The organism is Paractinoplanes rishiriensis (assembly GCF_016862375.1).
GTDB lineage: Bacteria > Actinomycetota > Actinomycetes > Mycobacteriales > Micromonosporaceae > Actinoplanes > Actinoplanes rishiriensis.
The window spans coordinates 20,187-39,178 of sequence record NZ_BOMV01000040.1 but is presented as its reverse complement, the minus strand read 5'-3'; the positions used below and the strand labels follow the sequence as shown (position 1 = coordinate 39,178).

The 18,992-nt window shown below is 71.4% G+C and carries 17 protein-coding genes; 12 read left to right on the top strand and 5 right to left on the bottom strand.

Annotated features, from left to right (window positions below; all coding sequences use genetic code 11):
- Nucleotide 1: 1 nt before the first annotated feature.
- The 3 genes from Ari01nite_RS18385 to Ari01nite_RS18375 form a co-directional block, all read right to left on the bottom strand.
- Nucleotides 2-1,084 (bottom strand): 3-deoxy-7-phosphoheptulonate synthase, encoded by a 1,083-nt coding sequence (locus Ari01nite_RS18385; RefSeq protein WP_203782487.1) that lies wholly within the window; start codon nucleotides 1,082-1,084, stop codon nucleotides 2-4.
- Between the two features lie 188 nt (nucleotides 1,085-1,272).
- A complete protein-coding gene (locus Ari01nite_RS18380) occupies nucleotides 1,273-2,721 on the bottom strand; it encodes a sensor histidine kinase (RefSeq protein WP_438872194.1) in 1,449 nt (482 codons plus the stop codon).
- A 55-nt stretch (nucleotides 2,722-2,776) separates the two neighbouring features.
- A complete protein-coding gene (locus tag Ari01nite_RS18375) occupies nucleotides 2,777-3,514 on the bottom strand; it encodes a response regulator transcription factor (RefSeq protein ID WP_275410857.1) in 738 nt (245 codons plus the stop codon).
- A gap of 116 nt (nucleotides 3,515-3,630) precedes the next feature.
- Between Ari01nite_RS18375 and Ari01nite_RS18370 the strand changes: the two genes are divergently transcribed.
- Nucleotides 3,631-3,993, top strand: coding sequence for an RCC1 domain-containing protein (locus Ari01nite_RS18370; protein ID WP_203782485.1), 363 nt, complete (start codon nucleotides 3,631-3,633; stop codon nucleotides 3,991-3,993).
- On the opposite strand, the gene Ari01nite_RS18365 is transcribed toward Ari01nite_RS18370, so the two are convergent.
- Nucleotides 3,938-6,103: a hypothetical protein gene (locus Ari01nite_RS18365; protein ID WP_203782484.1), complete on the bottom strand. Its 2,166-nt coding sequence runs from the start codon at nucleotides 6,101-6,103 to the stop codon at nucleotides 3,938-3,940. The two genes, Ari01nite_RS18370 and Ari01nite_RS18365, sit on opposite strands and share 56 nt — an antisense overlap.
- Nucleotides 6,104-6,239: 136 nt before the next feature.
- On the opposite strand from Ari01nite_RS18365, the gene Ari01nite_RS18360 reads away from it, so the two are divergent.
- Complete coding sequence (locus Ari01nite_RS18360) at nucleotides 6,240-6,611, top strand: tetratricopeptide repeat protein (protein ID WP_203782483.1); 372 nt, start codon at nucleotides 6,240-6,242, stop codon at nucleotides 6,609-6,611.
- Between the two features lie 10 nt (nucleotides 6,612-6,621).
- Complete coding sequence (locus tag Ari01nite_RS18355) at nucleotides 6,622-6,906, top strand: Smr/MutS family protein (protein WP_203782482.1); 285 nt, start codon at nucleotides 6,622-6,624, stop codon at nucleotides 6,904-6,906.
- A gap of 39 nt (nucleotides 6,907-6,945) precedes the next feature.
- On the opposite strand, the gene Ari01nite_RS18350 is transcribed toward Ari01nite_RS18355, so the two are convergent.
- Nucleotides 6,946-9,297 carry a M28 family peptidase gene (locus Ari01nite_RS18350; RefSeq protein ID WP_203782481.1) on the bottom strand — a complete coding sequence of 784 codons (2,352 nt, stop codon included), beginning with the start codon at nucleotides 9,295-9,297 and terminating at the stop codon, nucleotides 6,946-6,948.
- A gap of 75 nt (nucleotides 9,298-9,372) precedes the next feature.
- Between Ari01nite_RS18350 and Ari01nite_RS18345 the strand changes: the two genes are divergently transcribed.
- The 9 genes from Ari01nite_RS18345 to Ari01nite_RS18305 all read left to right on the top strand — a co-directional run bounded on the left by Ari01nite_RS18345 (nucleotide 9,373) and on the right by Ari01nite_RS18305 (nucleotide 18,987).
- On the top strand, nucleotides 9,373-9,708 hold the full coding sequence (locus Ari01nite_RS18345; protein ID WP_203782480.1) for a hypothetical protein: 336 nt from the start codon (nucleotides 9,373-9,375) through the stop codon (nucleotides 9,706-9,708).
- A 79-nt stretch (nucleotides 9,709-9,787) separates the two neighbouring features.
- The gene (locus Ari01nite_RS18340; protein ID WP_203782479.1) at nucleotides 9,788-10,993 is read left to right on the top strand and encodes a PP2C family protein-serine/threonine phosphatase; all 1,206 of its coding nucleotides are present in this window, start codon (nucleotides 9,788-9,790) and stop codon (nucleotides 10,991-10,993) included.
- Nucleotides 10,990-12,597, top strand: a complete 1,608-nt coding sequence (locus tag Ari01nite_RS18335; RefSeq protein ID WP_203782478.1) for a sensor histidine kinase — start codon at nucleotides 10,990-10,992, stop codon at nucleotides 12,595-12,597. The genes Ari01nite_RS18340 and Ari01nite_RS18335 overlap by 4 nt, the downstream gene beginning before the upstream one ends.
- Before the next feature lie 11 nt (nucleotides 12,598-12,608).
- Nucleotides 12,609-13,052 carry a response regulator gene (locus tag Ari01nite_RS18330; protein ID WP_203782522.1) on the top strand — a complete coding sequence of 148 codons (444 nt, stop codon included), beginning with the start codon at nucleotides 12,609-12,611 and terminating at the stop codon, nucleotides 13,050-13,052.
- Complete coding sequence (locus Ari01nite_RS18325) at nucleotides 13,045-13,854, top strand: inositol monophosphatase family protein (protein ID WP_203782477.1); 810 nt, start codon at nucleotides 13,045-13,047, stop codon at nucleotides 13,852-13,854. The genes Ari01nite_RS18330 and Ari01nite_RS18325 overlap by 8 nt, the downstream gene beginning before the upstream one ends.
- 9 nt (nucleotides 13,855-13,863) lie before the next feature.
- Nucleotides 13,864-14,625, top strand: coding sequence for an SDR family NAD(P)-dependent oxidoreductase (locus Ari01nite_RS18320; RefSeq protein ID WP_203782476.1), 762 nt, complete (start codon nucleotides 13,864-13,866; stop codon nucleotides 14,623-14,625).
- Nucleotides 14,626-14,688: 63 nt separating this feature from the next.
- Entirely contained in the window at nucleotides 14,689-15,702 is a 1,014-nt protein-coding gene (locus Ari01nite_RS18315; RefSeq protein ID WP_203782475.1) for a coiled-coil domain-containing protein, read from the top strand.
- Nucleotides 15,699-17,192 carry a fused MFS/spermidine synthase gene (locus Ari01nite_RS18310; protein ID WP_203782474.1) on the top strand — a complete coding sequence of 498 codons (1,494 nt, stop codon included), beginning with the start codon at nucleotides 15,699-15,701 and terminating at the stop codon, nucleotides 17,190-17,192. Before Ari01nite_RS18315 ends, Ari01nite_RS18310 begins: the two co-directional genes overlap by 4 nt.
- 91 nt (nucleotides 17,193-17,283) lie before the next feature.
- Nucleotides 17,284-18,987: a serine/threonine-protein kinase gene (locus tag Ari01nite_RS18305; RefSeq protein WP_203782473.1), complete on the top strand. Its 1,704-nt coding sequence runs from the start codon at nucleotides 17,284-17,286 to the stop codon at nucleotides 18,985-18,987.
- Nucleotides 18,988-18,992 lie beyond the last annotated feature (5 nt).

Genomic DNA, 18,992 nt, shown 5'->3' with positions numbered 1-18,992 from the left:
GTTATGCCCGTGCTGTGCGCCTCCTGTGAGCCGACGCCTTGGCCAGCTTTTCGAGCACCTCGACGGTCGGCTGCCAGCCCATGCAGGCGTCGGTGACCGACTGGCCGTAGGTGAGCTGACCGCCCAGGTCCTGCCGGCCCGGCTCCAGGAAGCTCTCCAGCATCACCCCGCTGATCCCGTGCTGGCCGTCGGCGACCTGGCCGGCCACGTCGTCGACGACGATCGGCTGGCGCAGGTGGTCCTTGTTGCTGTTGCCGTGCGAACAGTCGATCACCAGGCGCTCCGGCAGTTCGGCCTTGCGCAGCAGTTGCAGCGAATGCTCGACGTCGGCGGCGCTGTAGTTGGGCTTGCCACCGCCGCCGCGCAGGACCAGGTGGGTGTCCGGGTTGCCGGTGGTGTGCAGGATCGCCGGCGTGCCGGAGTAGTCGATGCCGGGGAACACGTGCGGGACGGCAGCCGCGTTGATGGCGTCGATCGCGGTGCTGATGCTGCCGTCGGGACGGTTCTTCATGCCGATCGGCATCGACAGACCGGACGCGAGCTGGCGGTGGACCTGGGATTCGACCGTACGGGCACCGATCGCGCCCCAGGCCACAGTGTCCGCGATGTACTGCGGCGTGATCGGGTCGAGGAACTCGACCGCGGTCGGCAGGCCGCGCCCGACGATTTCGAGCAGGAGCTTGCGGGCGACCCGCAAGCCGGTGCCGACGTGGCCGGTGCCGTCCAGCGCCGGGTCCATGATCAGGCCCTTCCAGCCGACCGTGGAGCGGGGCTTCTCGAAGTACACCCGCATCACGATCAGCAGGTCGTCGGCGAGTCGGTTGGCCTGCTCCCGCAGCAGGTCGGCGTACTCGCCGGCGGCTGCCGGGTCGTGCACCGAACAGGGCCCGACCACGACCAGCAGCCGCGGATCTCGGGCGTTCAGTACGTCCTCGACCTGTCGCCGGCCGTCCAGCACCGTGTCGTGCAACTCGGCGGTCAGCGGCAGCTCGTGGTGCAGCAGCGCGGGGCTCATCAGCGGCACGACGGCACTGATGCGCTGGTCACGGACGCGCTGGACCTCGGGGATGGTCACGTTCCTCATCTCCTCCGCCGGCGCCCGAAGGCGAGAGCCGGCTTAGCTCGTGGGCAAAACAAAAGGCAGCGACGTCGTCGCTGCCTCAGCCGGCTCTGGCGTGGTGTCTCAGGTCATGCGGTGATAACCGAGGCACCGGCTTGAGCCGGCCCCGTAAACCACCGATACCACCGAGACATGTGGGACAGCATAGCGGGTCATCGTCCCGGCGGGGTGCTCCGTGCCAACTGACCAGTTGCTGAGACGGCGGACTGGCCGGTCAGCGGCAGCGCGACGGTGAACACGGTCTGGCCGGGCGCGCTCTGCATCGACACCGTGCCGCCGTGCGCGGTGACCACGGCGTGCACGATCGACAGGCCGAGCCCGGTGCTGCCGGCCGCCCGGGACCGCGAGCTGTCACCGCGGGCGAAACGCTCGAAGATGTGCGGCTGCAACTCCGGCGGGATACCCGGACCGGCGTCGATGACCTGGACGGTCGCGGCGTCCCGGGTGGTGTCCACGCGGACCGTCACGCTGGTGCCCTCGGGGGTGTGCGTGCGCGCGTTGGCCAGCAGGTTGGCCAGGACCTGGTGCAGTCGCTGCTGGTCGCCGACCACGGTGACTGGCGCGTCCGGCACGTCGAGCTGCCAGTAGTGCCGCGGCCCGGCGGCGTGCGCGTCGCTGACCGTGTCGACCACCAGCATGGTGAGGTCGACCGGGTCCTGCCCGAGCGGGCGGCCGGCGTCCAGACGGGCCAGCAGCAACAGGTCCTCGACCAGCCCGGTCATCCGCTGCGCCTCGGACTCGACCCGGCCCAGCACGTGCGCGATCTCGTCGGAGACCGGCGCGCGGCTGCGGCGGCTCAGTTCGGCGTAGCCGCGGATGGCGGCCAGCGGCGTGCGCAACTCGTGGCTGGCGTCCGCGACGAACTGGCGTACCTGCATCTCGCTGGCGTGCCTCGCCTCCAGGGCGTTGCCCACGTGGTCGAGCATCCGGTTGAGCGCGTTGCCGACCTGGCCCACCTCGGTGCGCGGGTCGGTGTCGCGTTCCGGGACCCGCTGGGCCAGTTGCACCTCGCCGCGGTCGAGCCTGAGCTCGGACACCCGGGTGGCGGTGGCCGCGACCCGGCGCAGCGGCCGGAGCGTGCCGCGGACGATGAACGCGCCGGCCCAGCCCGCGATCACCAGGGTGATCAGCACGCCGGCGCCGGTGACCAGGGCGACCCGGAGCAGGGTGTCCTGGGTGTCCGTCAGGGACAGTGCGGTGATCTCGATCGAATCGTCGGACTGGATGGCGGCGGCCCGGAAGGTGCCGTACCCGGTGAGCGTGACGTTGCGCTTGACACCGTTCGCCGGTAGCTCGGCGAGCTCGGCCGTCGCCGCGTCGGACAGCGGGGTGAACTCGAGGCCGAGACCACCGCCGGCCGCCACGATCGTGACCTGGCCGCCGCGGATCTCACCGTCCGGTTCGAAGGTGACGGCGATCGAGCCGGGTTCCTGGCCCGGGGACGGCCGGTCCGGGACCCGGCGGTACGGTCCGCCGCCCCGCGGCTTCGGGTTCATCGCCTGCTCGAGCTTGACGTCGATCTGGTGGTAGAGCGTCCGGTGCAGGAAGATCTCGGCGGTGCTGCCAACCGCGAGCCCGAGCAGGGTGAGCAGCACCATCATGGTCGCCACGATCCGGGCCCGCAGCGACCAGACGGCGGGGTTGCGCCAGCGCGGCTTAGTCGGCTGGCTTGAGGACATAACCCGCTCCGCGCATCGTGTGGATCATCGGTGCGCGCCCCGCGTCGATTTTCTTTCGCAGGTACGAGATGTACAGCTCGACCACGTTGGCCTGGCCGCCGAAGTCGTAGTTCCACACCCGGTCGAGGATCTGGCTCTTGCTCAGCACCCGGCGCGGGTTGCGCATCAGATAGCGCAGCAGTTCGAACTCGGTGGCGGTGAGCGTGACCAGGGCACCGCCCCGGCGCACCTCGTGGCTGTCCTCGTCGAGGGTGAGATCGCCGACCACCAACTGCGATTCGGTACGCATCGGCGCGTGCCCCATCCGCCGCATCAGCCCGCGCAGCCGGGCCACCACCTCCTCGAGGCTGAACGGCTTGGTCACGTAGTCGTCGCCGCCCGCGGTCAGGCCGGTGATCCGGTCCTCCACGGCGTCCTTGGCGGTCAGGAAGAGCACCGGCACCTCGGGGGTCTCGCCGCGCAGCCGGCGCAGCACCTCGAGCCCGTCGATGTCGGGCAGCATCATGTCGAGGACGACGGCGTCGGGGCGGAAGTCACGGGCGGTGCGCACCGCGGTGAGGCCGTCGCCGGCACTCTTCACGTCCCAGCCCTCGTAGCGCAGGGCCATCGACAACAACTCGGCCAGGGTGGGCTCGTCGTCGACCACGAGGACCCGAACGGGGGTGCCGTCCGCGCGGCGCAAATCGGTGCCGGATTCCTGGTTCGCCATCGTCATACCCCTACTTTCGCGGGTGACGCTATGCGCTGCCTTTTCGCTTCCTGTGTAGCACCTGTGACCCGGGCGGTGTGTCGGGGAGCCACGAAAGCGTATAAAACGCCCATAATGCTTGCATGGCGATCATACGGCGGGTATTAGCGATCTTGGCCGTGGTCGCCGCGTTCTCTCTCGGATCGGCCGGGCCGGCACCGGCGGCCGAGTGCACCGGTTACTGCCAGGAACGGCTGGTCCAGGTGGGCCTGCACGGACGGGTGGTGCAACTCGTCGCGGACGGGGACAGCACGTGCGCGCTGACCGAGTCCGGCGACGTGTACTGCTGGGGCGCGGACTATCCGGACCCGTACCGGGCCGACAGCACCCCGCTGGTGCTGGCCACGCTCGGGGCGCTGCTCGTCGCAGGCGGCGCGGCGCTGCTGCTGGTCAGTCGGAGGTTACCGCCACCACGGCGTCCCGGAACTGCTCGGCGCCCCGCTTGAGCCGCTCGGTGTAGCGCGGCCGGTTCCAGTCCGCCCAGGTCACCCGGCCCACCGACTGGTCGGTGCCGGAGGCCGACAGGGTGACCGACACCCCGGGGCTGACCTCGGTGGTCAGCTTGCCGGACCGGGGCCGGCCGACCCGGTGCGCGGAGGGATCGGCAAAACCCAGAAGAGCCCAGGGCACGCGTACGGTGAGCTCGTCGCCCTCCGCGTGCCAGAGCGCCCGGCTGTCCAGTCGCCAGTCGCCGTAGCGCAGCAGCCCCGCGTTCTGCATCTCGATCGGCAGCTGCTGGCCGGTGCTCGGGATGGTCAGCTCGCGGTTCACGATCAGCTCGAACGCCCGCCAGCCCTGCGGCGCCGGCCCGCGCTGATCTGCCGGCACCACCGGGTCCAGCGCCAGGGGATCCAACTGGTCCCGCAGGTACGCCTGCCCGGTCTGCCCGACCAGGTTGAGCGCGAGCACCGCATCCGGCCGCCGGTCGCTGCTGCCGGCCATCGGCGTACCGCTCAATCCCGGCAGCACGTCGAAACCCAGCTGGAGCGAGCCCGGTGGAGATCCGCCGAGGCGGATCTGCAGGTGCAGGAACGACTCGTCGGTGCGCGCCTCGACCCGGCGGGCCGGCCAGCCGCCCTCCGCGTCGATCAGCGTCTGCGAGTCGGCGTCGGGCCGGTCCGGGGGATCCATCGCCAGCAGGCCGAAGTACTGCTCGTTGGTGAGCGGGTCGTGCCACAGGTGGCGGCGGTCGGGCACCTGGTGGTCCGCGGTGTTCCAGGTGTAGCGGTACCACTCGTCGGCCCAGGCGAACAGGAAGCCGCCGGCCAGGCCCTCCTTCTTGATCAGGCGCATCAGCTCGGCGTCGATCCGCATGGCGTCCTGCTCGGTGTGCCCGCCCTGGTTGCGGCCGAGCGGGCCGCTGTGTGCCGAGCCGATCGACGACGGCACGCCGAACTCGGTGATCAGCGTGGGCATGGCGGCGTGATGCTTGCGCAGGGCGGCCAGATATCCGGCGTACGGGTCCACGCGCCCGCCGTACTGGTGGCGCTGGAGGGCCGGTTCGTGCCGCTGGAAGTCCGGGTAATAGGGGTACGCGTGGTAGCTGGCGAACGTGCCGGCCGGCCAGTCCGCGGTGGGCTGCACGTGGTTGGCGTCCAGCTGGAGCAGGTCGTCCTGCTCCAGCGGCTCGTCGGGATGCCGGAGCGGGTCGGTGGTCGGCCAGTTCACGAACGCGATGGGCTGGCTCAGCCGGCGGGCCGCCTGCAACTCGGCCAGCTCGTTCATCCGCGCGGCCAGCCAGCGCTCGGTCGGCGTGGCCCCGCCGGCGCTGCGGAAATACTTGCCGGTCACCGCCGGGGCGTCGTCGTTGCGCCGGTCGGACTCGGCGGCGGCGTGCGGGTCCAGCTCGTCGCCGACGATCCAGCCGGCCAGCCAGGGCGTCACGTCGGCGTCCCAGGAGCCGGCCGGCTGGCCCGGCGTGGGTGTCCGGTCCAGGTCGCCGGCTACCGCCGCGGAGGCGTCCTTGAGCTGCTGCTTGAACGGGTCGGTGACCCGCTTGTCGTACAGGTTCCCGGTGGTCCGGTAGGCGTCGTCGAAGAGGCCGACGCCCTGCACGAGATAGAGCGGGCGGTCCGGGTTCGCCTCGTTGAACGCGGCCAGCTGCTGGTAGAACGCCGGCGGGTGGATCGTGTAGATCCGGACCACCCGGATGCCGAGCCAGGACATCGCCGCGAACCAGGCCCGGTACTGCGCCGCCGAGATCGCCAGCTCGACCGGCAGGTGGCCCGGGGTGGTGCCGCCCAGGTTGACGCCGGGCAGGAAGGTGCGGTGACCGGCCGCGGTGTGCAGCACGAACTGCTGGCCGTCGGCGCTCGCCACCGTGGTCAGCCCGTTCGCGTCGACCGGCGCCGGGGTCCACGAGGTGCCCTCGGGCGGCGAGGAGATCTCCCGCATCCCCTCGATCAACAGGGCCGGTGAATGCAGGGCCGGCGACGAGGTGGCGCCGGCCAGCATGAGGCAGAGCGCGACCATGAACACCCCGATCGCGGTCGCTCGGGCCCGGGCGAATCGGGTGCGGCCGGGTGCGGTCACGAGATGGCTCGGAAAGTCCCCCACTCAGGCATTGTCCGCCGGTCTCGTCGCCCTATGCGGTGATTTGTGGGGAAGTTTGGATCAAGCGGATACTCGCCGTTGGCCCGATGTTGTGCCAGCGTTGGTGATTGTCGGCGGCGCCAGGGTGAGGAGCGTGCTCGTGGATCTTCTCGAGGAGTACCGCAGGGCCACCTTCTTCTTCGAGTCCGGCGACCCGCTCGGCGCCGCCCGCCTGCTCGAACCGATCGTCGAGGCCGAACCGCAGAACACTGCGGTGCGTCAGTTGCTGGCTCGCGCGTACTTCAACTCGGCCCAGCTGGTGGGCGCGGAGGCCCAGCTGCGAGCCTTGATCGAACACGATCCGTCGGATCACTACGCGCACCACGTGCTCGGCCGGACCTTGGAACGGGCCGGCCGTTTTCGTGAGGCGCTGCCGCACCTGCGCCTGGCCGCCGCGATGAAGCAGCACACCGACTACGAGGAAGCCGTGCACCGGGTCGAGGAATGGCTCGGAAAATCCGAGCAGCATTAAGATCCTCCTGGTGAAGCTCAAACTCGACCTGCACGACATCTTCAACAGGGGTCAGGAGATCGATCGCGCCCTGCGCGGCATCATCGACGAGGCCATCCAGAAGAAGGCCACGACGGTCGAGATCATCCCGGGCAAGGGCAGCGGTGCGTTGAAAAAGAAGGTGCTGCGCTTCCTCGACCAGAAGGAGATCAAGCAGCTCTACCACCGGGTCGAGAAGGACGGCGACAACTGGGGCCGGCTGTTCGTGCACTTCCGGTTCGATGCGCCTACCGGCCGGCGGGGGCGCGGTCGCTGAGCCGCTCGCCCAGCGGATCCCCGGCACCGATCTCGGTGCTCACAACGTATAGGTTCGCGCGACCGTGACCATTTCGCTGGTGTGCGAGCCCACGATGCCCACACCGGCCGGACGCTCGCGGAAGCCGGGCAGGGCGGACAGGCCGTCGCTGCCGTCCATCGCCCGGAACCGGACCGGGCCGTTCGCCGGCACCGTCAGGGTCACCTCGACGCCCTCGGGCGGCGGCGCATGGAAGACGAAGCCGAAACCCCACGGCCCGTCGCCGGGTTTGGCCGGCACCACCTGGCGGCCGCCCACCGTGACGTCGCTGACCGGCACGCCGGCCGCCACGTGCAGCGTGGTGAGCCGCACCGGGCGCTGCGGCTGGAGCCGGAGCCGCAGGGTGCGGGCGTCTCCCGCACGGCTGTCCGACTCCAGGGTGAGTTTCGGCGCCGGCAGCGGGGCGGGCTGCGCCGGTCCGGCGCGCATCACCTCGGGGCCGAACGCGGGCACAGTCGCGTCGACCCGCTGCGGGCCGCCCGCCACGAACTGCCCGGTCCAGTCGTGGACGGCCGGCTCGTCGCTGAGCCAGCGGGCGGTGTTGTCGTCGGCGTTCAGCGCGTACATCAGCTGGGTGGGTGCCGGATGCTGGGCGTCGAAGCCGTCCACCCGCAGGCCCACCACGGTGCAGACCAGAACGGCCAGTACCGCGGCCAGGGTCGGCACGGCGCCGCGCCGGCGGGCCCGCAGCGCGTCGAGCCCGCGCTGGCCACCGGCCGCCGGGTGGATCAGGTCGAGGGTCGGTAGCAGGGCGAGACCGAGCAGCACGGTGAGGAACGCGCCGGTGGCGCCGAGCCGCAGGCCGAGCGCCGGGAACAGCATGATCACCGTGGGCAGCAGGACGATCGTCGCGACAGCGCCGGCGAGGACGACGGCGAGGACCGACCAGATGCCGCGCAGGAGCACCGCCGCGAGGCCGGCCAGGGCGCCGGCCAGGGCGGGGACGGCGGCCAGGTAGGAGCCCCCGGGGGTGACCGCGGCCAGCACCAGGCCGAGCACGGCGAGCCAGCCGAGACCGGCGATGGCCAGCGTGGCCGGGCCGGCCTTGCGGCGCAGCACGGCATTCCAGGCGAGCAGCACGGCGGCGGCGATCGCGACCACGGCCAGCCGGAACCAGCCGGGCCGGTACGGGTCGATCGGCAGTTGCGCGTACTCCGGGCGGATCAGCGTGAGCAGCAGCCAGTACAGCTGGGCCAGCAGCGGCGCCAGGACGATCGGCACCAGGGTGAGCACGCCGGCCCCGAACAGCCGGCGGCCGTTGGTGAGGCCGCGCCGCCGGGCCAGCCAGCCCAGCCCGAGCACCGCGAGCAGGGCCAGGACGGCCAGCGGCCAGACCAGCCCGCCGGGGTAGCGGACCAGCAGCCCGGGCGCCGGGAAGTAGGTGGCGTCGGCGCCGGCCGCCAGCCCGGGCAGGTCACGCCCGCCGAGGTCGCGGACCAGGGCCAGGGTGTTGCTGCCGTGATGCTGGAGGCTGGTGAGGTCCATGGTGGACGGGAGGTCGGTGGGTGCGTGATAGATGGCGGCACCGTCGATGTAGGCCGCGTTAAGCCCCGTGAAGCCCGCCTCGCGAAATGCCGTGAAATCTGTGTCGTTGGGCAGCAACCGGTAGATCTCGACCGCGAACGACGTGCCGACCGGATAGGGCACCCCGGCGTACGCCTCCACCAGCCGTTCGTTGTCGTCCGAGGTCTCGAACATGATCGCCGGGCCGGTGCTGCCGCGGGCCTCGAGGTTGAGCGCGATGCCGCCACCGCGGGCCAGCGGATGCTGGTCGACGAACGCCTTGGCCCCGCACAGACAGGCCTCCTCGGCATCGGTGAGCACCAGCACCACGTCGTTGCGCAGCCGCGGGCCGGCCGCCAGGGCGCGGGCCGTCTCGAGGATCGCCGAGGTGCCGGCGCCGTCATCGTTGGCGCCCGGGCCGCTCTGCACCGAGTCGTAGTGCGCGATCAGGAAGATCCGCCCGGTGGGCGCGCTGCCGGGCAGCAGCGTCACCACGTTGCGGACCCGGGCCAGGTTGCTGCCGCCGGCGCTGGACGACAACTCGCCGGCCTGGATGCTTACCGTGTCCTGTACCTCGGGCGACAGGCCGAGCCTACGCAGCGTGGTCAGCAGATGCTCGCGGACCCGGTCTTGCGCGGCGCTGCCCACCGGGTGCGGGGCGGCCGCGATCGGCTCGACATGATCGAAGGCGCGGGCCGCGCTGAACTCGCCCGGCGGCGCCGACGCGTCGCGGGCCGCCGGCGGCTGCACCGAGCGGGCCGCGGCCAGCCCGACGAAGGCGAGCACCACCACCGCGACCAGGGCGGAAATCGCCCGGCGAGTGGTTTCGGCGAGGGCGGGAGCACTCATGGGTGTCATCTAAGCGGGTGGGTACGACACCGGGTAGCCCGAAGATCGTTTGCGGCGTGGCATAGCGTTGTCCGGGTGAAGACGCCGATCGACCCCGCCGCCGTCATCGCGGAGTTCTTCGACGCGGTGGCCCCGTACGATCCGCAGCCGGACGCCGACCCGGTGGCGCTGGTCGGGGTGCGCACCGCGCTCGGCGAGGCGGTCTTCCCGATGACCGACCACGTGATCCGGGCGATGTGCCGGGCGCTGGCCTCCTACCGCGACCCGGAGGACCGTGGCAGCTGCGTCGAGTGCGGCGGCCGGCACCTCGACGAAAACCTGCACTGCCAGGACTGCGGACGCCTGCACGGCATCCTCGGACAGGTGATCGCCGAGCACGCCCGCCGGGTGGCCGCCGAGGATCCGACGTGAGGTCTCCGGAGTTGTGCGTCCGCCGGGAGTGGTACACCATCGTCGGGTCCAGTCCGGTGTATGCGAGTGGGGTACGGGCATGACTGAACGGTCGGTCGCCCCACGCGGCCGCACCGGCACCTCGGCCTACCAGGAACGCCTGCGGGTGCTCCTGGTGGAGGACGACGAGGGCGACGCCTTTCTGGTGCGCGAGTTGCTGCACGAGGCCGAGGCACCGTTCGACCTGGTGGTGGCGACGACCCTGCGCGAGGCCACCGCGATGATGCGTGGCATCAATTGCATCCTGCTCGACCTCGGACTGCCCGATGCCGAGGGCCTCGACGGCCTGCGCAAGCTGCTCGCCGCCGCCGGCAGCGCCGCGGTGTGTGTGCTGACCGGCCGGTCCGACGAGCACCTGGGCATGGCGGCGGTCGCCGAGGGCGCCCAGGACTACCTGGTCAAGGGCCAGGTCGACGGCGTCCTGCTGACCCGGGCGCTGCGCTACGCGGTGGAACGCAAAAGGGCCGACGAGAACACCCAGCGGCTGCGCGAGATCGAACTGCGCCAGGCCGAGTCGGCCCGCCTGGAACGGGGTCTGTTGCCGCAGCCGTTGATGCAGACCACCGCGGTGGCGGTGCACACGTTCTACCGGTCCGGCCGGGCCATGGGCCTGCTGGGCGGCGACTTCTTCGACGCGGTGCAGGTCGGCGACGACAACCTGCACGTGATCGTCGGCGACGTCTGCGGGCACGGCGTCGACGAGGCCGCCCTGGGCGTCGAGCTCCGGGTCGCCTGGCGGGCGCTGGTGCTGGCCGGGGTGCCCGAGGAGCAGGTGCTGCCGTCGCTCGAACAGGTACTGATGAGCGAGCGGCGGGCCCGCGAGGTGTTCGCCACGGTCGCGTCGGTGGTCCTCGACCTGCCGGCCCACCGTGCCACCGTGCGGCTGGCCGGGCATCCGCCGCCGGTGCTGCTGGCCGGCGGCCGGGCCGCGCCGGTCGACGCCCGGCCGGGCATCGTGCTGGGCGTCCGCCCGAAACTCGCGCCGGCCACCGAGCTGGAGCTTCCCGGCGACGACTGGTCGCTGCTGATGTACACCGACGGCCTGATCGAGGGTCACACCGGCGCCGGCAGCACCGAACGCCTCGACGTCGACGGCCTGTGCGGGGTGCTCGACGAGCCGGCCGCCACGACCGTGCCGCTGGCGGCGCTGCCGGCCTGGCTGGTGGGCCGGGCCGACCAGGCCAACGGCGGTCCGCTGGCCGACGACGTGGCGATGCTGCTGATCTCCCGGGGGAGTGGCCGGTGAGCCTGTTCGACCTGCGTACCTGGACCCTGCGGCGGCGGATCGCGGCGCTGTGCGTGGCCACCGGCATCCTGCTCGGGGCGCTGGCCGCGTTGGCCACGGTCACCGCGGCGCAGCACAACCGGCAGCTGAACGACGTACTCAACCGGGCCAGCCCGATGCGGGCCGCCGGCGAGACGCTGAACACCGCGTTCGTCGACCAGGAGACCGGCATCCGCGGCTACGCGATCAGCGGCGACGTGGCCAACCTCAAGCCGTACGAGAACGGCGTGGCCGAGGAGCAGCGGCTGATCATCCTCCTCGAGGACCTGCTGGAACCGGGCGACACCGAGATACGGGCGGCCCTCGACGAGGTCAAGCAGCGCGCCACGGTCTGGCACGCCGAGGTGGCCGATCCGGTGCTGACCGCCATCCGCACCAGCGGGTCCGAGGCCGGCCTCGCCATGATCGCGGCGGGGTCGACCAGCGCGTTCGACGCGCTGCGCGCCGCGATCAACCAGATGCAGGGCGACATCCAGGTGCTGCGCACCGAGTCGGCCGACGCCGCCCGGGCCAGCAGCCAGACCATGGTGGCCATCCAGATCTCCGCCGCGGTGATCGTCATCGTCGCCGGTGCCGGCCTGTTGCTGCTGCTCGACCGCCTGGTCAGCCGCCCGGTGGTCGACCTGGCCGATCAGGTGCGCAAGGTGGCCGACGGCGACTACGACCGGCGTATCGAGAGCCGCGGATCGCCCGAACTGGCCAGCCTGGCCGACGATGTGGACGGCATGCGCCGCAAGATCGCGTCCGAGCTGAGCGAGGTCCGCGAGGCGCGCAGCCAGGTCGAGTGGGTGAACGATCAGCTCAAGGTGCAGGCCGAGGAGCTGACCCGGTCCAACCGTGACCTGGAGCAGTTCGCGTACGTGGCCTCGCACGACCTGCAGGAGCCGCTGCGCAAGGTGGCCAGCTTCTGCCAGCTGCTCCAGCGCCGCTACTCCGGCCAGCTGGACGAGCGCGCCGACCAGTACATCGCCTTCGCGGTGGACGGCGCGCAGCGGATGCAGCGCCTGATCAACGACCTGCTGGCGTTCTCCCGGATCGGGCGGATCACGTCCGGGTTCACCGACATCGACCTCAACCAGATGCTCGCCGAGGTGCACTCCCAGCTGGAGACCCGGGCCGGCGCGGAAGCCGAGATCACCTGGTCCGAGCTGCCCACTGTGGAGGGCGAGGAGCCGCTGCTCACCACGCTCTTCGTCAACCTGGTCGGCAACTCGCTGAAGTTCCGCCGGCCGGACGTGCCGCCGGTGGTGCGGATCACCGCGCACCGCGAGGGCGACGAGTGGCAGATCAACGTGCGTGACAACGGCATCGGCATCGAGGCGGACTTCGCCGACAAGGTGTTCGTCATCTTCCAGCGGTTGCACGCGCGGGACGCGTACGAGGGCACCGGCATCGGCCTGGCCATCGTCAAGAAGATCGTCGAATATCATGGCGGACGGATCTGGCTGGACCTCGACGTCGAGGAAGGCACTTCGATCACGTTCACCCTGCCGGTGTTCCCGGGCGGGCCCGGGCTGGACGTCGAGATGCCCGGCCAGGAGACACGGAAAGAGGTCACCACGTGACGAATCCCGCGATGCGTGCGGACGGCACGCCGATCGAGGTGCTGCTGGTCGAGGACGACCCGGGCGACGTGCTGATGACCCAGGAGGCGTTCGAGGAGCACAAGGTCCGCAACCGTCTCACGGTGGTGTCCGACGGCGCCGAGGCCCTGGCCTACCTGCGCCGCGAGGGCGAATACACGAACGCCGTACGCCCGGACCTGATCCTGCTCGACCTCAACCTCCCGCGCCGGGACGGCCGCGAGGTGCTCGAGGAGATCAAGAAGGACGACGAGCTGGGTCGCATCCCGGTCGTGGTGCTCACCACGTCGGCCGCCGACGAGGACATCCTGCGCAGCTACCAGCTGCACGCCAACGCGTACGTGACCAAGCCGGTCGACTTCGAGCGGTTCATCGCGGTGATCCGGCAGATCGACGAGTTCTTCGTCAGCGTTGTAAAGCTGCCGCCGCGTGCTTGATCAGGTCGCCGATCTGCTCCGCGAGGTCGCGGCGACCGAGGTGCTGCCGCGCTTCCGGCACCTGGCCGCCGAGGACGTGCAGCAGAAGTCGCCCGGCGACCTGGTGACGGTCGCCGACCGGGAGTCCGAGGCGGCGCTCACCCGCGGCCTCACCGCGCTGCTGCCCGGCTCGATCGTGGTCGGCGAGGAGGGCGTCGCGGCCGATCCGGCGCTGCTGAAGCGGGTCGGCGAGGCCGGGCCGGTGTGGATTGTCGACCCGGTCGACGGCACCAACAACTTCGCGGCCGGCCGCACCCCGTTCGCCATGATGGTGGCGCTGGCCCGCGGCGACGAGCTGGTCGCGTCCTGGATCCTGGACGTGCCCGGCGATCACCTCACGCTGGCCGAGGCGGGTTCCGGTGCCTACCGGGACGGGGTCCGCGTCAAGACCCGCACCGACGATCCCGGTCCGGCCGCGCTGCGCGGCGTGGTGGCCGAGCGCTACCTGCCGCCGCCGCTGCGGTCGGTGGCCGCGTCGAACTCGCCGCAGCTGGGCGAGGTCACCCGCGGACAGCACTGTGCCGGGTACGAATATCCGGCCGTCGCGCTCGACGAGCAGCAGTTCGCGCTGTTCTGGCGGATTCTGCCGTGGGACCACGCGCCCGGCGTGCTGATCGTGCGGGAGGCCGGCGGCGCGGTCCGGCACCTGGACGGCTCCGAGTACCACCTCACCGACAGCGAGCACGGGATGCTGGTGGCGCCGAATGATGACGTCTGGCACACCGTCCGCGACACCCTCTTTCCGGATGCCTCGATCCTTTAGATTGCTGGCGTGTCCGCGTACCTGAACGAAGTTTTCGGTCTGGCCGGCCGGACGGCCGTGGTCACCGGTGGCAGCTCCGGCATCGGCCGGGCGATGGCGTTGGCGCTGGGCCGGGCCGGTGCCCGCGTGGTGCTGGTGGCCCGGCGCGAGGGGCCGATGGCCGAGGTGATTGCCGAGCTCGGCGCCGGTCACGCGATCTCGGCCGATCTCGCCGACCGGGCCGGCGCGGCCACGGTGATCGACCGGGTGCTGGCCGACTTCGGCCCGCCCGACATTCTGGTCAATTCGGCCGCGGTCAACCTGCGGCCGCATCTCGACGAGCTCACCGTCGACGACTGGGACATCACGATCGCGGCCAATCTGACCGCGCCGTTCCTGCTCGGGCAGGCGTTCGGGCCGCGGATGGCCGAGCGCGGCTGGGGCCGGATCATCAACGTCGTTTCCCAACAAGCATTTAGGGCGTACGGGAACAGCGGCGCCTACGGTGCGGCCAAGGGTGGACTGGTCTCGCTCACCCGTTCGCAGGCCGAGGCCTGGTCGGCGCGCGGGGTCAACTGCAACGCGATCTCACCCGGAGTGGTGCACACGCCACTCACCGAAGCGGCGTTCGCGGACGAGGCGATCGCGGCCCGGCACGCCGCCCGCACGATGATCGGCAGAAATGGCGTACCGGGTGATTTTGGGGCATGTGCCGTCTTTCTGGCCAGCAACGCTGCCGTCGCCGTAACCGGCCAGACACTCTTCGTCGACGGTGGTTACTCGGCCACGTGATCGATCTGCCGATCCCTTGGTCAGCGCGGTAGAGTCTGCCGCGCTGACTCTAGGGAGGTATCCGTGGCGGCGGTGACCCTACGGCGACTCAGCGCTGTCCTGGCGCTGGTGGTGGCCGTATCGATGCTTCTGGTGACCAGTCCGGCGAGGCCGGCATTGGCCGACCCCAACGAGGGCGGCAGCAAGACGCTGCGCGACGCCCTCGAGTCCGCCGCCAAGGGCCAGGCCGATGCGATCCAGAAACTCAAGGCGTCGAAACAGCGCCAGACGGCTCTGCAGCAGACGGTCCAGCAGTCCCAGGCCTCCGCCAAGGCGCTGGAGGCCGAGGTCGCCGTCATCGCGGGCCGCTCGTACCGGCTGGGGCGCACCAGCACCATGACCATGCTGCTCGACGCGCGGTCGCCCGACGTCTTCCTGGAACGCGTGCAGAACCTCGACGTGCTGGCCCAGCTCGACGGCCAGATCCTGACCCGGTACCGCGACGACCTGGCCCGCGCGCAGCAGGCCAAGCTCGCCGTGGAAAAGGAGATCAAGGAGCAGGAAAAGCAGGTCAAGGCGCTGACCAAGAAGAAGAAAGAGGCCGAGCTCGCGCTCGGCAGCGTCGGTGGCGGTGGCGCGGCCGGTGGCTTCGTCAACGTCAACTCGCCGCTGGCCAAGCCGGCCCAGCGCAACTCCGACGGCTCCTGGCCCAACGAGTCCTGCGTGATCGACGACCCGACCGGCTCGGGCTGTCTCACCGCGCGCACCCTGCACGCCTACAAGGAAGCCCGGGCCGACGGGTTCACCCGGTACACGAAGTGCTACCGCAGCCAGTCCAGCGGCGAGCACGGCAAGGGCCAGGCATGCGACTTCTCCTCCAACGCCACGACGTTCAAGACTTCCGCGGCGACCGGCGGAGACCGGACATATGGGAATAACCTGGCCGCGTACTTCGTCAAGAACGCGGATAGGCTGGGCGTCATGTACGTGATCTGGTTCAGGGAAATCTGGATGCCGGGCACCGGCTGGAAGTCCTACAGCGGCAGCGGCAGTGCCTCGGCGGCACACACCAACCACGTGCATTTGTCGATGCTGTGACGTCCCGCGCACTTCCGGCGGGACTGGCAACCACCCTGGTCTTCGCCTCGAGCGGCGCCGTGCTCGTGCTCGAGATCGTGGCGCTGCGTCTGGTCGGCCCGTACGTCGGCGTGACCCTCCAGGTGAGCAGTTCGGTGATCGGCATCGCGCTGGCCGCGATCGCGTACGGGACCTGGGTGGGCGGTCGTCTCGCCGACCGCTACGACCCGCGCCCCCTGCTCGCTCCCGCGCTGCTGCTCGGCGCCATCTTCGCGGCCGCCACCCTGCCGATGGTCCGGTACGGCGGGGAGTGGCTGCGCGGTGGCGCGGCCGGTGCGGTCCTGCTGCTCGCCGCCCTGGCCGTGTTCCTGCCCGCGTTCGTGCTTTCCACGGTCACCCCGATGGTGGTCAAGCTCCAGCTCAGCGACCTGGAACGCACCGGGTCGGTGGTCGGCCGGCTGTCCAGCATGGGCACCCTCGGCGCGATCACCGCGACGCTGGCCACCGGCTTCATCTTCGTGGCGGCCATGCCGACCAGCCTGATCATCCTGACCCTCGCGGCCCTGCTGGCCGTCGGCGGCGGCGTGCTGGCCTGGTGGCTGCGCCGGCAGGACCGTTCGCTCGACATGCCCGCCAAGCCGCGGACGCGAGCCGTGCTCGCGTCGATCGGCCTGGTCGGTGCCGGGCTCGGTGCGGCCGGGCCGACCCCGTGCGACGTCGAGACGGCGTACCACTGCGCCCAGGTGGTGACCGATCCGAATGTCGACGGCGGCCGGACGCTGATGCTCAACTCGGCCCGGCACTCGTACGTCAACCTGAACGACCCGCAGCACCTCGAGTTCGAGTACGTGCAGTGGATCGGTGCGGTGGCCGCCCTGATGGGCCGTCCCGGTGCCCCGATCGACGCCCTGCACCTGGGCGGCGGTGGCTTCACGCTGCCGGCCTACCTGCGCGACATCCGGCCCGGCAGCCGGCAGCGGGTGATCGAGCTGGACGGCGGCCTGGTCGACCTCGACCGGCAGAAGCTCGGCCTGGTGACCGGGCCCGACCTCCAGGTCCAGGTCGGTGACGCCCGGGTCGGCCTGACCGAGCAGGCCACGAACTCCTACGACCTGGTGGTCGGCGACGCGTTCGGTCACCTGGTGGTGCCCTGGCATCTGGCCACCAGGGAGATGGCGGTCGACATCGCGCGGGTGCTGCGGCCCGGCGGCATCTACGCGCAGAACGTGATCGACTATCCGCCCAACCGGTTCATCCGGGCCGAACTGGCCACCGTCGCGGCGGTTTTCCCGTACGTCGCGCTGGTCGCCCCGCAGGCCGCGCTGGCCGGCGAGACCGGCGCCAACTTCGTGATCCTGGCCTCCAAGAGCCCGCTGCCGCTGGACGTCATCGAGGCCGGGCTGTCCGCGCTGAACGCACCGCCGGTGCTCCAGCGGGACGCCTCGTTCGCCGGCGACGCCCGGGTGCTGACCGACGACTACGCGCCGGTGGATCAACTACTGGCCGGCTGATTCCGGCAATCGGGCATGACCGCCCCGATACCTCCGCGCGGGTTTCCCGGACGAGCGCCGGGCGGGGTGTCCCTCGGGTCACAATCGGCACATGGGGCGGACGGGGCTGCGGATCGCCGGGCGCTATCGCCTCGTCGAGAAACTGGGCACCGGCGGCATGTCGGTGATCTGGCGCGGCTACGACGAAACGCTCGGCCGTTCGGTGGCGGTGAAGGTGCTGTCGCCCCGGCATGCCGACGACCGCACGTTCCGCGACCGGCTGCGGCAGGAGGCGCTGGCCGCGGCCCGGCTCAACCATCCGCACATCACCGGGATCTTCGACTTCGGCGAGTCGCCGCTCAACGAGCGCCTGACCGTGCCGTTCGTGGTGATGGAACTGAACGACGGCGAATCGGTCGCGGCCCGCCTCGGCCGGCAGGGGCCGCTGCCGTGGCGCGCCGCGGTGACGGTCGCCGCCGAGGTGGCCTCCGCGCTGGCCACGGCGCATGCCCGCGGGTTGGTGCACCGCGACGTGACGCCGTCGAACGTGATGCTCACCGGTGCCGGCGCCAAGGTGGTCGACTTCGGCATCTCGGCGATCGTCGGGCAGCGCGACGCGGCCCCGGACGGCAGTCTCCTCGGCACACCGGCCTATCTGGCACCGGAGCGGCTGGCGGGCGCGCAGGTCTCGGCGGCCACCGACGTCTACGCCATGGGGCTGCTGCTCTATCGGATGCTGACGGCCCGGTTGCCGTGGCCGGCCGAGACCACCGCCGAGGCGCTGCGCGCGCACCTGTACGCGGATCCGGACCCCCTGCCCGACCTGGACGGACTGCCGGCCGCGGTGGCCGAGATGTGTCTGGCCTGCCTGGCCAAGAACCCGGACGACCGGCCCGGGGCGGCCGAAGCGGCACACGCCCTGGGCGCGGCCGTGGGGGTGCAGCCGGTGATTCCGCCGCTGCGCGAGCGTCCCGACGACGCGCCGCCTCCGGTGCGCGCGACCGTGACGGCCGGTGTCGTGCCGGGCTTCGCACTCGGCCGGCTGGTCGGACCGATCGGTCTGCTGCGGCTGCGGGCCGGCCTCAAGCTCGGCGGCATGCTGCGGCTGGGCAGCGCGATCCGGCCCCTCGGCGGTGGCCTCTTCGCCGGCGGTGGCCTGACCCGTCAGCTGCTCAGCGGTGGCCTGCTGCGCGGGCGGCACCGGATGCAGGCGGCCGTCGTGACGACGGCCCTGGTGCTCGGCGCCGGGGCGGGCTGGGCGGCCACCCGCAAGGCGCCGGAGGCGGAACAGGCGCAGGCGGCCGGTGCCGGTGTCGCGGCCGGTGCGACCGCGGGGAGCGCCACCTGCGCGGTCCGCTACCAGCTGCGGCAGGACTCGGGTACCGAGTACGAGGCGCTGCTGACCGTGGCGACCACCGACGAGATCGGCCGGTTGCCGTGGCGGGTGCAGTTCTCCTATCCGGGGTCGCAGCGGCTCACCGGCATGCCCAAGGCGGTCAGCCAGAAGGGCCGCAAGGTGGTCGCGAAGGGTAACGGCAAGCTGCGCACCTTCACGCTGCGCGGCGCCTACCGCGAGTACAACCCGCTGCCGATCGCGTTCACCCTGGACGGCCGGCGGTGCCGGGCCGAGGTGGTGGGCAGCGCTGCGGTCGAGTCGGTCAGCTCCCCCAAGAAGCCCAAGCGCAACCGGCCGCCCCGCAAGGGCAGCACCCCGCAGAAGAAGGCGGACCGCACTGTGCCGTCGGTGCCGCAGCTGCCCTCGCTGCCGCCGCCGGCCTCGCGGAAGGGGTCCGGGTTCTCGCTCGCCCGTGGTTAAGGTCG

Excerpts from the sequence above, each read along its gene's own strand:
- Ari01nite_RS18385 (WP_203782487.1), bottom strand. The coding sequence starts at position 1,084 with ATGAGGAACGTGACCATCCCCGAGGTCCAGCGCGTCCGTGACCAGCGC.
- Ari01nite_RS18380 (WP_438872194.1), bottom strand. The coding sequence starts at position 2,721 with ATGATGGTGCTGCTCACCCTGCTCGGGCTCGCGGTTGGCAGCACCGCC.
- Ari01nite_RS18375 (WP_275410857.1), bottom strand. The coding sequence starts at position 3,514 with ATGACGATGGCGAACCAGGAATCCGGCACCGATTTGCGCCGCGCGGAC.
- Ari01nite_RS18370 (WP_203782485.1), top strand. The coding sequence starts at position 3,631 with ATGGCGATCATACGGCGGGTATTAGCGATCTTGGCCGTGGTCGCCGCG.
- Ari01nite_RS18350 (WP_203782481.1), bottom strand. The coding sequence starts at position 9,297 with ATGAGTGCTCCCGCCCTCGCCGAAACCACTCGCCGGGCGATTTCCGCC.
- Ari01nite_RS18340 (WP_203782479.1), top strand. The coding sequence starts at position 9,788 with ATGACTGAACGGTCGGTCGCCCCACGCGGCCGCACCGGCACCTCGGCC.
- Ari01nite_RS18330 (WP_203782522.1), top strand. The coding sequence starts at position 12,609 with ATGCGTGCGGACGGCACGCCGATCGAGGTGCTGCTGGTCGAGGACGAC.
- Ari01nite_RS18305 (WP_203782473.1), top strand. The coding sequence starts at position 17,284 with ATGGGGCGGACGGGGCTGCGGATCGCCGGGCGCTATCGCCTCGTCGAG.